Annotated in this window: 15 protein-coding genes; 14 read left to right on the plus strand and 1 reads right to left on the minus strand. The window is 41.8% G+C overall.

The genetic code is table 11. The features are described 5' to 3' along the window. The 4 genes from murN to HT721_RS05640 all read left to right on the plus strand — a co-directional run bounded on the left by murN (position 1) and on the right by HT721_RS05640 (position 4722). Positions 1–1233 (plus strand): peptidoglycan bridge formation alanyltransferase MurN, encoded by a 1233-nt coding sequence (murN, locus tag HT721_RS05625; protein ID WP_173229253.1) that lies wholly within the window; start codon positions 1–3, stop codon positions 1231–1233. 78 nt (positions 1234–1311) lie between these two features. Beyond that, on the plus strand, positions 1312–2013 hold the full coding sequence (locus HT721_RS05630) for a M57 family metalloprotease (protein ID WP_173229255.1): 702 nt from the start codon (positions 1312–1314) through the stop codon (positions 2011–2013). 38 nt (positions 2014–2051) lie between these two features. Then, on the plus strand, positions 2052–3899 hold the full coding sequence (gene uvrC / locus HT721_RS05635; RefSeq protein ID WP_049513191.1) for an excinuclease ABC subunit UvrC: 1848 nt from the start codon (positions 2052–2054) through the stop codon (positions 3897–3899). Continuing rightward, positions 3889–4722, plus strand: coding sequence for a metallophosphoesterase family protein (locus tag HT721_RS05640; protein ID WP_173213887.1), 834 nt, complete (start codon positions 3889–3891; stop codon positions 4720–4722). The genes uvrC and HT721_RS05640 overlap by 11 nt, the downstream gene beginning before the upstream one ends. Positions 4723–4892: 170 nt before the next feature. On the opposite strand, the gene HT721_RS05645 is transcribed toward HT721_RS05640, so the two are convergent. Then, positions 4893–5693, minus strand: coding sequence for an amino acid ABC transporter substrate-binding protein (locus HT721_RS05645; RefSeq protein WP_101514738.1), 801 nt, complete (start codon positions 5691–5693; stop codon positions 4893–4895). Between the two features lie 172 nt (positions 5694–5865). Here HT721_RS05645 and HT721_RS05650 point away from each other — a divergent pair, with 172 nt between their 5' ends. The 10 genes from HT721_RS05650 (at position 5866) to rplA (ending at position 14108) form a co-directional block, all read left to right on the plus strand. After that, positions 5866–6471 carry a nitroreductase family protein gene (locus HT721_RS05650; protein WP_101514737.1) on the plus strand — a complete coding sequence of 202 codons (606 nt, stop codon included), beginning with the start codon at positions 5866–5868 and terminating at the stop codon, positions 6469–6471. 12 nt (positions 6472–6483) lie between these two features. Then, a complete protein-coding gene (gene pepV, locus HT721_RS05655) occupies positions 6484–7884 on the plus strand; it encodes a dipeptidase PepV (RefSeq protein ID WP_101514736.1) in 1401 nt (466 codons plus the stop codon). A 53-nt stretch (positions 7885–7937) separates the two neighbouring features. Then, positions 7938–8531: a uracil-DNA glycosylase family protein gene (locus HT721_RS05660; RefSeq protein ID WP_173229257.1), complete on the plus strand. Its 594-nt coding sequence runs from the start codon at positions 7938–7940 to the stop codon at positions 8529–8531. A gap of 21 nt (positions 8532–8552) precedes the next feature. Next, positions 8553–8840 (plus strand): rhodanese-like domain-containing protein, encoded by a 288-nt coding sequence (locus HT721_RS05665; protein WP_173229259.1) that lies wholly within the window; start codon positions 8553–8555, stop codon positions 8838–8840. Positions 8841–9011: 171 nt separating this feature from the next. Continuing rightward, the gene (brnQ, locus tag HT721_RS05670) at positions 9012–10337 is read left to right on the plus strand and encodes a branched-chain amino acid transport system II carrier protein (RefSeq protein ID WP_173229261.1); all 1326 of its coding nucleotides are present in this window, start codon (positions 9012–9014) and stop codon (positions 10335–10337) included. 208 nt (positions 10338–10545) lie between these two features. Further along, complete coding sequence (locus tag HT721_RS05675) at positions 10546–11583, plus strand: M42 family metallopeptidase (RefSeq protein ID WP_173229263.1); 1038 nt, start codon at positions 10546–10548, stop codon at positions 11581–11583. A 1-nt stretch (position 11584) separates the two neighbouring features. Beyond that, positions 11585–12055 (plus strand): HIT family protein, encoded by a 471-nt coding sequence (locus HT721_RS05680; RefSeq protein ID WP_173229265.1) that lies wholly within the window; start codon positions 11585–11587, stop codon positions 12053–12055. Positions 12056–12057: 2 nt separating this feature from the next. Beyond that, on the plus strand, positions 12058–12774 hold the full coding sequence (gene ldcB, locus HT721_RS05685; RefSeq protein WP_055387825.1) for an LD-carboxypeptidase LdcB/DacB: 717 nt from the start codon (positions 12058–12060) through the stop codon (positions 12772–12774). 122 nt (positions 12775–12896) lie between these two features. Beyond that, a complete protein-coding gene (gene rplK, locus HT721_RS05690) occupies positions 12897–13322 on the plus strand; it encodes a 50S ribosomal protein L11 (RefSeq protein ID WP_001085807.1) in 426 nt (141 codons plus the stop codon). 96 nt (positions 13323–13418) lie between these two features. After that, on the plus strand, positions 13419–14108 hold the full coding sequence (gene rplA / locus HT721_RS05695; RefSeq protein WP_001085675.1) for a 50S ribosomal protein L1: 690 nt from the start codon (positions 13419–13421) through the stop codon (positions 14106–14108). Positions 14109–14255 lie beyond the last annotated feature (147 nt).

Raw genomic sequence — 14255 nt, forward strand, 5'->3', positions numbered from 1 at the left:
ATGGCACTAATTACACTCACGAAAGAAGAGTTTCAGGCTTATTCTGATCAGGTTTCTTCTCGTTCCTTTATGCAATCTGTCCAGATGGGGGATTTGCTAGAAAAAAGAGGGGCTCGAATTGTTTATCTTGCTTTGAAACAAGAAGGAGAGATTCAAGTTGCAGCTCTGGTTTATAGCTTGCCCATGCTGGGTGGTCTGCATATGGAGATCAATTCGGGGCCGATTTATACCCAACAAGATGCTCTTCCAGTTTTTTATGCGGAGTTAAAAGAATATGCCAAGCAAAATGGTGTATTAGAGTTGTTTGTAAAACCTTATGAAACTTATCAAACTTTTGATAGCCAAGGTAATCCAATAGATGCTGAGAAAAAAAATATCATTCATGGTTTAACTGATTTAGGTTATCAATTTGATGGCTTGACGACAGGTTATCCAGGTGGAGAGCCGGATTGGTTATACTATAAAGATTTGACTGAATTAACTGAAAAGAATTTGCTTAAAAGTTTTAGCAAAAAAGGGAAACCCTTGGTGAAAAAGGCTGAAACCTTTGGCATTCGGTTGAAAAAGTTAAAACGTGAAGAACTATCGATTTTTAAGAACATCACAAAAGAAACCTCTGAACGTAGAGAATATAGTGATAAAAGTTTAGAATATTATGAGCATTTTTATGATGTTTTTGGAGAACAAGCTGAGTTTCTCATAGCAACCTTAAATTTTTCGGAGTATATGAGCAAATTGCAAGGTGAGCAAAGTAAACTAGAAGAAATCTTGGACAAGTTGCGACTTGATTTGAGTAAAAATCCTCATTCTGAGAAAAAACAAAATCAACTGAGAGAATATTCTAGTCAATTTGAAACGTTTGAAGTTCGAAAAGCAGAAGCGAGAGACTTGATTGAAAAATATGGAGAAGAAGATATTGTTTTAGCCGGGAGTTTATTTGTTTATATGCCTCAGGAAACGACTTATCTCTTTAGTGGTTCCTACACTGAATTTAATAAGTTCTATGCCCCTGCGCTACTTCAAAAATATGTTATGTTGGAAAGCATAAAACGTGGAATACCTAAATACAACTTCCTAGGGATTCAAGGGATTTTTGATGGAAGTGATGGTGTTTTGCGTTTTAAACAAAATTTTAATGGCTATATTGTACGCAAAGCAGGTACTTTCCGTTATCATCCATCGCCTTTAAAATACAAAGCTATCCAGTTACTCAAAAAAATAGTAGGACGTTAAGATGAAAAAGCCAGTATTTAGATTTCTTTTAGCTTCTTTTAGTAAAATAGACTTTATTTGCTAGAAAGGTGGAGAGAAATGCGCTGGCTTTTTCGTTTAATAGGGGTTTTCTTTTCTTTTGTTTGGCGTTTGTTTTGGCGCCTGGTTTGGTTAGTTGTGCTCTTATGTATTCTTGCTTTCGGACTTCTCTGGTATCTTAACGGAGATTTTCAAGGAGCGCTAAAGCAAGCAGAGCGGTCAGTCAAGATTGGTCAACAAAGTATTGACCAATGGGAAAAAACAGGGCAACTGCCTAAGTTGAATCAGACAGATAGCCACCAGCATTCTGAAGGAAGATGGCCACAGGCTTCTGCTCGTATTTACTTGGATCCCCAGATGGATTCACACTTTCAAGAAGCTTATGTAGAAGCGATTCAGAATTGGAATCAAACGGGTGCTTTTAACTTTGAAATTGTCACCGAGTCCAGCAAGGCAGATATCTTGGCTACGGAGGTGAATGACGGAGGTACTCCTGTGGCAGGAGAGGCGGAAAGTCAGACCAATCTCTTGACGGGGCAATTCTTGTCTGTAACGGTGCGGTTGAATCATTATTATTTGTCCAATCCAAACTATGGCTATTCCTATGAGCGAATTGTCCATACGGCAGAACATGAGTTGGGGCATGCGATTGGCTTGGACCATACAGATGAGAAGTCTGTGATGCAACCTGCAGGTTCCTTTTATGGTATTCAGGAAGAGGATGTTGAAAGACTTCGAAAATTATATGAGACCAATGAGTAGGGGACTATCTTTCCCTACTTTTTTGCTATAATGGAATTATGAACAACTTGATTAAATCAAAACTAGAGCTCTTGCCGACCAGCCCTGGTTGCTACATTCACAAGGATAAAAACGGCACCATTATCTATGTAGGAAAGGCAAAAAATCTGCGTAACCGCGTGCGGTCCTATTTCCGTGGAAGTCATGATACCAAAACAGAGGCTTTGGTGTCTGAGATTGTGGATTTTGAATTTATCGTTACGGAGTCTAATATTGAGGCACTTCTCCTAGAAATCAACCTGATTAAGGAAAACAAGCCCAAGTACAATATCATGCTCAAGGATGATAAGTCCTATCCTTTCATCAAGATTACCAATGAACGCTATCCTCGTTTGATTATTACCCGTCAGGTCAAAAAGGACGGCGGTCTCTACTTTGGACCTTATCCAGATGTGGGGGCAGCCAATGAAATCAAGCGGTTGCTGGATCGAATTTTCCCTTTTCGCAAGTGTACCAATCCACCCTCTAAGGTCTGCTTTTACTACCATATCGGTCAATGTATGGCCCATACCATCTGTAAGAAGGATGAGGCTTATTTCAAGTCCATGGCCCAGGAGGTCTCTGATTTTCTGAAAGGGCAGGATGACAAAATCATTGATGATCTCAAGGGCAAGATGGCAACGGCAGCCCAGACTATGGAATTTGAACGTGCAGCGGAATACCGTGACCTGATTCAGGCTATTGGAACGCTTCGAACCAAGCAACGGGTTATGGCTAAGGATCTCCAAAATCGAGATGTCTTTGGCTACTATGTAGACAAGGGTTGGATGTGTGTTCAGGTTTTCTTTGTTCGCCAGGGCAAGCTCATCGAACGAGATGTTAACTTCTTCCCCTACTACAATGATCCGGATGAGGACTTCTTGACCTATGTGGGACAATTTTATCAAGAAAAATCTCACCTGATTCCCAATGAAGTATTGATTCCTCAGGATATTGACCAAGAAGCAGTCAAGGCCTTGGTGGATACCAAGGTACTCAAACCCCAACGTGGCGAGAAAAAGCAACTGGTCAATTTGGCTATAAAGAATGCTCGAGTCAGCCTAGAGCAGAAATTTAATCTGCTAGAGAAATCTGTCGAAAAGACCCAAGGAGCTATTGAAAATCTAGGTCGTTTGCTCCAAATTCCGACTCCAGTTCGCATCGAGTCCTTCGATAACTCCAATATCATGGGAACTAGCCCTGTTTCTGCCATGGTGGTCTTTGTCAACGGCAAACCAAGTAAGAAGGATTATCGTAAGTATAAAATCAAGACTGTCGTTGGGCCAGACGACTATGCTAGTATGCGTGAGGTTATTCGCAGACGCTATGGCCGAGTTCAACGTGAGGCTTTGACTCCGCCAGATTTGATTGTGATTGATGGTGGACAAGGTCAAGTCAATATTGCCAAGCAAGTCATCCAAGAGGAACTAGGCTTGGATATTCCAATTGCTGGGCTGCAAAAGAATGATAAGCACCAAACCCATGAATTGCTCTTTGGAGATCCGCTTGAGGTGGTGGAGTTGTCTCGCAATTCTCAGGAATTTTTCCTCCTCCAACGCATTCAAGATGAGGTGCACCGCTTTGCCATTACTTTCCACCGCCAACTGCGCTCCAAAAATTCCTTTTCATCACAACTGGATGGAATTGACGGTCTGGGACCTAAACGCAAGCAGAATCTTATGAAGCATTTCAAGTCTCTGACAAAAATCAAGGAAGCCAGTGTGGATGAGATTGTCGAAGTTGGAGTGCCGAGACTTGTCGCAGAGGCTGTGCAAAACAAGTTGAACCCGCATGAAACAGAAACCTTGCCTCAAGTGGCAGAAGAAAGAGTAGATTACCAAATGGAAGGAAACCACAATGAAACATAAAATCGCAATTTTATCAGATATTCATGGAAATGCGACGGCTTTAGAAGCAGTGATTGCAGATGCTAAAAATCAAGGGGTCAGTGAATACTGGCTTCTGGGAGATATTTTTCTTCCTGGTCCAGGCGCAAATGACTTAGTCGCCCTGCTAAAGGACCTTCCTATCACAGCCAGTGTTCGAGGAAATTGGGATGATCGTGTCCTTGAGGCCTTGGATGGCGAATATGGTTTGGAACATCCGAAAGAAATCCAGTCAATGCGCATGACCCAGTTTTTGATGGAGCGAATGGATCCTGCAACGATTGTCTGGCTACGAAGCTTGCCTTTGCTGGAAAAGAAAGAAATTGACGGATTGCGCTTTTCTATCTCTCATAATTTGCCAAATAAGAACTATGGTGGTGACTTGCTAGTTGAGAATGATACAGAGAAATTTGACCAACTCCTAGATGATGAAGTTGACGTGGCAGTCTATGGTCATGTTCACAAGCAGTTGCTTCGTTATGGCAGTCAAGGGCAACAAATCATCAATCCAGGGTCGATTGGCATGCCCTATTTTAATTGGGAGGCGTTAAAAAATCACCGTGCCCAGTATGCCGTGATAGAAGTTGAAGATGGGGAATTGGTAAATATCCTATTTCGTAAAGTCGCTTATGACTACGAAGCGGAGTTAGAATTGGCCAAGTCCAAGGGCCTTCCCTTTATCGAAATGTATGAAGAGCTACGTCGTGAAGATAACTATCAGGGGCACAATCTGGAACTCTTAACCAGCTTAATTGAAAAGCATGGGTATGTAGAAGATGTGAAGAATTTTTTTGATTTTTTGTAAGAGTTTCCTAAAATAACCAATGCAAACTAAAAACGATTGACTGGTCCAATCGTTTTTAATATATCTTATACTCAATGAAAATTAAAGAGCAAACTAGTAAGCAAGCTGTAGGCATTACTTGAGTACGGCAAGGCGAAGCTGACGTGGTTTGAAGAGATTTTCGAAGAGTATTATTGTAACTGAGATTGATCTGGGAGGTAAGAGCCACCTAGATAGGTATTGCTGAGTTTTTCGAGTGTTCCGTCTTGGTAGAGTTCTTTGAGTGCTTTATCAAATTGCTCTTTAAACTCTTTCTGATCACTTGAGAAAACGATATAATTGCTAGGACTATTAGTAGAAGACAAGTCAACCACAGAAAGGTCTAAGCCACGGTCCTTGATAATCTTTTGAACGGATACCTTGTCAAAAACGAGGAAATCAAATTCGCCGTTAGAGAGGTCTAGGATTCGTTTGCCGATATCTTCACCAGAAAAATCGATAGTAGCAGGATTATCAGTGTGTTTTTGATTCCAGTTATTGATGAATTGAGCGTTTGAAGTTCCGGTATCCTCTTGCGTTGTTTTACCAGCGATTTGGTCAAGTGAAGTCAAAGGATTTTTCTTGTTGCTGACGAGGACGAGGGGATTGTTTGAAATTGGAAGTGAGTAAAGGTATTTTTCAGCACGCTCTTTTGTGTAACTCAGGTTGTTGGCTGCAGCCTGATAGTGACCAGAATCAAGTCCTGGGAAGATACTCTCCCAGGCAGTTCTTTGAAATTGAATCTCGTAGTCGCTGAGTTTTTCATCAACTGCTTTTAGAACTTCAATATCGAAGCCTGTCAGATTGCCCTTGTCTTCGTAGTCAAATGGTGGCACATCGCCAGCTGTAGCAACGACGATTGTCTTTTGAGAGCTGGTTTCTTTAGGTGTAGCTTGATTTCCACAGGCAACCAAAAAGGGGATGATGGCTAGTAATAGGCTGAATTTTTTCATAATATCTCCATTCAAATGTAAAGTTATCTGCTAGTTTATCAGAAACTTTCCTGATAAACCAATATATATCTTTTATGTCCGTGATAGAAAAAACTTAATCATGAAAAATCTCTGCAAGCTCTTTCAAAATATGGTAGAATGGAAGCAGTAGAATTAGAAAAGGAAATCGATTATGAAATTTCTTGAATTAAATAAAAAACGTCATGCGACCAAGCAGTTCACTGATAAGCCTGTTGATCCTAAAGATGTTCGTACGGCTATCGAAATCGCAACCTTGGCACCAAGCGCCCACAACAGCCAGCCTTGGAAATTTGTGGTGGTACGTGAGAAAAATGCCGAACTAGCAAAATTGGCTTACGGTTCCAACTTTGAACAGGTATCATCAGCGCCTGTAACTATTGCCTTGTTTACAGACACAGATTTGGCTAAACGTGCTCGTAAGATTGCTCGAGTTGGTGGTGCTAACAATTTCTCAGAAGAACAACTTCAATACTTCATGAAAAATTTGCCAGCTGAATTTGCCCGTTACAATGAACAACAAGTCAGTGACTACCTAGCCCTCAATGCAGGTTTGGTTGCCATGAACTTGGTTCTGGCTCTTACAGATCAGGGAATCGGATCAAATCTGATCCTTGGATTTGACAAATCAAAAGTCAATGAGGTTTTAGAAATCGAAGACCGTTTCCGCCCAGAACTCTTGATTACAGTAGGTTACACAGACGAGAAATTGGAACCAAGCTACCGCTTGCCAGTAGATGAAATCATCGAGAAAAGATAGAAGGAAGATAATATGACAGCAATTGATTTTACAGCAGAAGTAGAAAAACGCAAAGAAGACCTCTTGGCTGACTTGTTTAGCCTTTTGGAAATTAACTCTGAACGTGATGATAGCAAGGTTGATGCTGAGCATCCATTTGGACCTGGGCCGGTAAAAGCCTTGGAAAAATTCCTTGAAATCGCAGACCGTGATGGCTACCCAACTAAAAATGTTGACAACTATGCAGGACATTTTGAGTTTGGTGATGGAGAAGAAGTTCTCGGAATCTTTGCCCACATGGACGTGGTGCCAGCTGGTAGCGGTTGGGACACAGACCCTTACACACCAACTATCAAAGACGGTCGTCTTTATGCGCGTGGAGCTTCTGATGACAAGGGACCTACAACAGCTTGTTACTATGGCTTGAAAATCATCAAAGAATTGGGACTTCCAACTTCTAAAAAAGTTCGCTTCATCGTCGGAACAGACGAAGAATCAGGCTGGGCAGATATGGACTACTACTTCGAGCACGTAGGACTTGCAAAACCAGACTTTGGTTTCTCTCCAGACGCTGAATTCCCTATCATCAATGGTGAAAAAGGAAATATCACTGAATACCTCCACTTTGCAGGTGAAAATGCAGGCGCTGCTCGTCTTCATAGCTTCACAGGTGGTTTGCGTGAAAATATGGTGCCTGAATCAGCAACAGCCGTTGTTTCAGGTGATTTGACTGACTTGCAAGCTAAACTAGATGCCTTTGTTGCAGAACACAAACTCAGAGGAGAAATTCAAGAAGAAGCTGGCCAATACAGGGTGACCATCATTGGTAAATCAGCCCACGGTGCTATGCCTGCTTCAGGTGTCAATGGTGCGACTTACCTAGCCCTCTTCCTCAGCCAGTTTGACTTTGCTGGACCTGCAAAAGACTATCTTGAAATTGCTGGTAAGATTCTTTTGAACGACCATGAGGGTGAAAATCTCAAGATTGCTCATGTGGATGAAAAGATGGGTGCCCTTTCTATGAATGCGGGTGTCTTCCGCTTCGATGAAACAAGTGCTGACAATACGATTGCCCTCAACATCCGTTATCCAAAGGGAACAAGTCCAGAGCAAATCAAGTCAATCCTTGAAAACTTGCCAGTTGCTTCTGTTAGCCTTTCTGAGCACGGTCATACCCCTCACTATGTGCCAATGGAAGATCCACTTGTGCAAACCTTGTTGAATGTCTATGAAAAACAAACAGGCCTACAAGGTCACGAGCAAGTCATCGGTGGTGGAACCTTTGGTCGCTTGCTCGAACGTGGGGTTGCCTACGGAGCCATGTTCCCAGACTCAATTGACACCATGCACCAAGCCAATGAATTTATCGCCTTGGACGATCTTTTCCGAGCAGCAGCAATCTATGCCGAAGCTATTTATGAATTGATCAAATAAAACGATAGAAGTCTGAGATTGTATGCTTAGACTTCTTTTTGGAGGGAAAGTAGATGTCTCAAATTGAAAGAATCAAGCAGGCTATTATGGCAGATCCACAAAATGCCAGCTATACAGAACGCGGAATCGAACCTCTCTTTGCAGCGCCAAAGACTGCTCGCATCAATATCATCGGTCAAGCACCGGGGCTTAAAACGCAGGAGGCAGGACTTTACTGGAAGGACAAAAGTGGTGATCGTTTGCGGGACTGGCTAGGTGTGGATGAAGATACCTTTTACAATTCAGGTTATTTTGCTGTTCTGCCCATGGATTTCTACTTTCCAGGGCATGGTAAGTCAGGTGACTTGCCACCGAGAACAGGCTTTGCTGAAAAATGGCATCCACAGCTCTTGCAAGAATTACCAGATATTCAATTGACCCTCTTGATTGGGCAATATGCCCAGGCCTACTATTTAAAGGAGAAAATCAGTGGCAAGGTGACAGAACGGGTAAAACACTACCAGAACTACTTGCCAACCTATTTTCCACTAGTTCACCCCTCACCGCGAAATCAAATCTGGATGGCCAAAAATCCTTGGTTTGAGTCAGAAGTGGTGCCAGATTTGAAAAAAAGAATTAAAACTATTTTAGGAGAAAAAAAGAATTAAAACTATTTTAGGAGAAAAAGAATGAAAGAAATAACCTTTGACGCATTTTACCAGCTTTACCAAAATGACCAACTTTCTCTAGTAGACGTGAGAGAAGTGGATGAGTTTGAAGCTCTTCACTTAGAAGGCGCTCAGAATCTTCCTCTGAGTCAATTAGCCGATATCTATGATCAGTTGGACAAGGACCAGTTACATTATGTTATTTGTAAATCTGGAATGAGATCGGCGCGTGCTTGCCAATTCTTATCAGAACAAGGTTATGAGGTTATCAATGTTCAAGGTGGCATGTTAGCCTTTGAAGAACTTTAAACAGCAGATTTTTCTCCTACTTGGCGTAGACTGGGTAGGAGAATCTTATTTTTAGACAATTCTCATTTTTAAGAATCTTGAAAACATTCAATATTTACTTCGTGAAGCTTTTTTCATACTCCTATTCATGATATACTAGGTCAGTATTTTATAAATATGAAGGAGATTTTCATGGCTAAAAAAGGTGCCTTAACAGGTTTACTCCTGTTTGGAATATTTTTTGGTGCGGGGAACTTGATTTTTCCGCCTTCTCTAGGTGCTCTATCTGGAGAACATTTTCTTCCTGCCATCGCAGGTTTTGTCTTTTCAGGCGTCGGTATCGCCGTCTTGACTCTTATTATTGGAACGCTAAATCCTAAAGGATATATCTACGAGATTTCAACAAAGATAGCGCCTTGGTTTGCGACTCTTTACCTCTCGGTTCTTTATTTGTCAATCGGTCCATTCTTTGCTATCCCACGTACTGCTACAACAGCTTACGAAGTAGGGATTAGCCCCCTTTTGTCGGATGCAAATAAAGGTCTTGGCTTGATTGTCTTTACGGTTCTTTACTTTGCAGCAGCCTATTTGATTTCGCTTAATCCATCTAAAATCTTGGACCGTATCGGTCGTGTTTTAACACCAGTCTTTGCAATCTTGATTGTCATCTTGGTTGTCCTAGGAGCTATCAAATACGGTGGAACAAGTCCTCAAGCTGCTTCAGCTGCTTATCAAGCTTCTGCTTTTGGTACAGGTTTCCTAGAAGGTTACAATACCTTGGATGCCCTTGCTTCAGTTGCCTTTAGCGTAATCGCAGTTCAAACCTTGAAACAACTTGGCTTCTCAAGTAAGAAAGAATATATTTCAACTATTTGGGTGGTTGGTATCGTTGTTGCCCTTGCCTTCAGCGCTCTTTATATCGGTTTAGGTTTCCTTGGAAATCATTTCCCGGTACCAGCTGAGGCGATGAAGGGTGGAACACCAGGTGTTTACATCTTGTCACAAGCCACTCAAGAAATCTTTGGCTCAACAGCTCAACTCTTCCTTGCAGCTATGGTTACCGTAACCTGCTTCACAACAACAGTTGGTTTGATTGTGTCAACAGCTGAGTTCTTTAATGAGCGTTTCCCACAAATCAGTTATAAGGTTTATGCGACGGCCTTTACCTTGATTGGATTTGCTATTGCCAATTTGGGTCTTGATGCGATTATCAAGTACTCAATCCCTGTACTGGTTATCTTGTACCCAATCACGATTGCTATCGTTATGATTGTCATTGTCAACAAATTTGTTGCCCTTTCAAAACCAGGTATGCAGTTGACAATTGCTGTTGTTACAGCTATTGCCATTGCAAGCGTACTAGGAAGCTCATTTAAGGTTGAGTTTCTTGCAAACCTTGTCAATGCTCTTCCTTTTGCCAAGGCATCACTCCCATGGTTAGTACCAGCCGTTGTCGGAATCTTGCTCTCATTGGTTCTACCAAACAAGCAGGAAAGTGATGTTTTTGAAATGGAATAATCACTAATACTCTTCGAAAATCTCTTCAAACCGCGTCAACGTCGCCTTGCCGTATGTGTAGGATACTGACTACGTCAGTTCCATCTACAACCTCAAAACNNATTTTCATTGAGTATAAAATCACTTTTGTAGCCAAGTCTACAGGAGTGATTTTCTTTTTTTATCCGATGATAAATGTGTTATAATAGGTAGCAAAAGAGGTAAATAAATGAATCAAACAGTAGAATATATCAAAGAACTAACAGCCATTGCATCGCCAACAGGCTTCACTCGTGAGATTTCGGACTATTTAGTCAAGACTCTAGAAGCTTTTGGTTACCAGCCGGTTCGCACAGCTAAGGGTGGTGTCAATGTGACCATTAAAGGTCAAAATGATGAAGAGCATCGCTATGTGACTGCCCATGTGGATACGCTGGGGGCCATTGTCCGTGCAGTCAAACCAGACGGTCGTCTCAAAATGGACCGTATCGGTGGTTTTCCTTGGAACATGATTGAAGGTGAAAACTGTACCGTTCATGTGGCTAGCACAGGTCAAAAAGTATCAGGAACCATCCTCATCCACCAAACTTCTTGCCATGTCTATAAGGATGCAGGAACTGCAGAACGCACGCAGGATAATATGGAAGTGCGTTTGGACGCCAAAGTAACCAGTGAAAAAGAAACTCGTGCTCTTGGTATTGAGGTCGGTGATTTTATCAGCTTTGATCCACGAACCGTCGTGACAGAGACAGGTTTTATCAAGTCTCGTCATTTGGATGACAAGGTCAGCGCAGCGATTTTGCTTAAGCTCCTTCGTATCTATAAGGAAGAGAAGATTGAATTGCCCGTAACAACCCATTTTGCTTTTTCAGTCTTTGAAGAAGTGGGGCATGGGGCTAATTCTAATATTCCTGATCAGGTAGTAGAATATCTGGCTGTGGATATGGGAGCTATGGGAGATGACCAGCAAACAGATGAGTATACAGTGTCTATCTGTGTCAAGGATGCTTCAGGCCCTTATCACTATGACTTCCGTCAACATTTGGTGGCCTTGGCGAAAGAGCAAAATATTCCATTTAAGCTGGATATCTATCCATTTTATGGATCGGACGCTTCAGCGGCTATGTCTGCAGGGGCTGAGGTCAAGCATGCCCTTCTTGGTGCGGGTATCGAGTCTAGTCATTCTTATGAGCGCACTCATATTGACTCGGTGGTCGCAACAGAACGAATGGTCGATGCTTATCTTAAGAGCGCATTGGTAGACTAATATGTGTCTAATTTGTCAGAGAATTGAGCTCATCAAGAAGGGAGAAAATCCCTATTTTGTCAAAGAGTTGGAAACAGGCTATGTGGTCATTGGAGATCACCAGTATTTTTCAGGCTATAGTCTCTTTCTAGCCAAGGAACACGTCACCGAATTGCACCATTTGAAAAAGGAAACAAGACTCCGTTTTCTCGAAGAAATGAGTCTAGTCCAAGAGGCAGTTGCCAAGGCCTTTACTGCTGAGAAAATGAATATCGAACTGCTAGGAAATGGCGATGCCCATCTCCACTGGCACCTTTTCCCTAGACGAAGAGGTGATATGAATGGTCACGGTCTCAGGGGACGTGGTCCAGTCTGGTGGGTTCCCTTTGAAGAAATGACAGCAGAAACCTGCCAAGCAAAATCGGAAGAGATTAAAAGATTAGTCGAATGTTTATCGTCAGAACTATATAAACTATTAGAAATAAAGGAGTAGAAATGAAAAAAAGATACCTTGTCTTGACAGCCTTGCTAGCCTTGAGTCTAGCAGCTTGTTCACAAGAAAAAGCAAAAAATGAAGATGGAGAAGCTAAGACAGAACAGACAGCCAAAGCTGATGGAACAGTAGGAAGTAAGTCTCAAGGAGCTGCCCAGAAAAAAGCAGAGGTGGTCAATAAAGGAGACTACTACAGCATCCAAGGAAAATACGATGAAATCATCGTAGCCAATAAACACTATCCATTGTCTAAGGACTATAACCCAGGGGAAAATCCAACAGCCAAGGCAGAGTTGGTCAAACTCATCAAAGCGATGCAAGAGGCAGGTTTCCCAATCAGTGATCATTACAGTGGCTTTAGAAGTTATGAAACTCAGACTAAGCTCTATCAAGATTATGTCAATCAAGATGGGAAAGAAGCTGCCGACCGTTATTCTGCCCGTCCTGGCTATAGCGAGCACCAGACAGGTTTAGCCTTTGATGTGATTGGGACTGATGGTGATTTGGTGACAGAAGAAAAAGCGGCCCAATGGCTCTTGGACCATGCGGCTGATTATGGCTTTGTTGTCCGTTATCTCAAAGGTAAGGAAAAGGAAACAGGCTATATGGCTGAGGAATGGCACCTTCGTTATGTCGGAAAAGAAGCTAAAGAAATTGCTGAGAGTGGTCTTAGTTTGGAAGAATACTATGGCTTTGAAGGCGGAGATTACGTCGATTAAAAAATAAACTTTTCTCTTGCAATTCCAGATAAATAGTGTATAATAGATGGGTATGTGAAAAACATACTTGTGGGAGGTAAAAATCTCTAATTACCGCCAAAACCACAAAGGAGGATTTAAAAATGGCTAAAAAAGTCGAAAAACTTGTAAAATTGCAAATCCCTGCTGGTAAAGCTACACCAGCTCCACCGGTTGGACCTGCTCTTGGTCAAGCTGGTATCAACATCATGGGATTCACAAAAGAGTTCAACGCTCGTACAGCTGACCAAGCTGGTATGATCATTCCAGTTGTTATCTCAGTTTACGAAGATAAATCATTTACTTTCATCACTAAAACACCACCAGCTGCTGTTCTTTTGAAAAAAGCTGCAGGTGTTGAAAAAGGATCAGGTACACCTAACAAAACTAAAGTTGCTACAGTTACTCGTGCACAAGTACAAGAAATTGCAGAAACTAAGATGCCAGATTTGAACGCAGCAAACGTAGAGTCTGCAATGCGTATGATCGAAGGTACTGCTCGTTCTATGGGATTCACTGTTGTTGACTAATCAATAACACCCCAATATAACCCGCAAGACTTCATCATTTCGAGAAGTGACGTGGGAGATGAAAATCGATTGAACCACTTACAAGGAGAATAGAAAATGGCTAAAAAAAGCAAACAACTTCGTGCTGCTCTTGAGAAAATCGACAGCACAAAAGCATACAGCGTAGAAGAAGCTGTAGCACTTGCAAAAGAAACTAACTTTGCAAAATTTGACGCAACTGTAGAAGTTGCTTACAACTTGAACATCGACGTTAAAAAAGCTGACCAACAAATCCGTGGAGCAATGGTATTGCCAAACGGTACTGGTAAAACTTCACGCGTTCTTGTTTTCGCACGTGGTGCAAAAGCTGAAGAAGCAAAAGCTGCTGGTGCAGACTTTGTTGGTGAAGATGACCTTGTTGCTAAAATCAACGACGGTTGGTTGGACTTCGACGTAGTTATCGCTACACCTGACATGATGGCTCTTGTTGGACGTCTTGGACGTGTCCTTGGACCACGTAACTTGATGCCAAACCCTAAAACTGGTACTGTAACTATGGATGTTGCTAAAGCAGTTGAAGAGTCTAAAGGTGGTAAAATCACTTACCGTGCTGACCGTGCAGGTAACGTTCAAGCAATCATCGGTAAAGTATCATTTGAAGCTGAAAAATTGGTTGAAAACTTCAAAGCTTTCAACGAAACAATCCAAAAAGCAAAACCAGCTACAGCTAAAGGAACTTACGTAACAAACTTGACTATCACAACTACTCAAGGTGTTGGTATCAAAGTTGATGTAAACTCACTTTAATCAGTAGTTAAAGTAATGTAAAAAAGTTGAAGACGCTATGTCTCAACTTTTTTTGATTTCAAAATATCTTCTTGTAAGGTAATACTCAATGAAAATCAAAGAGCAAACTAGGAAGCTAGCCGCAGGCTGTACTTGAGTACGGCAAGG

This window comes from Streptococcus sp. 4094 (genome assembly GCF_013277125.1).
Lineage (GTDB): Bacteria > Bacillota > Bacilli > Lactobacillales > Streptococcaceae > Streptococcus.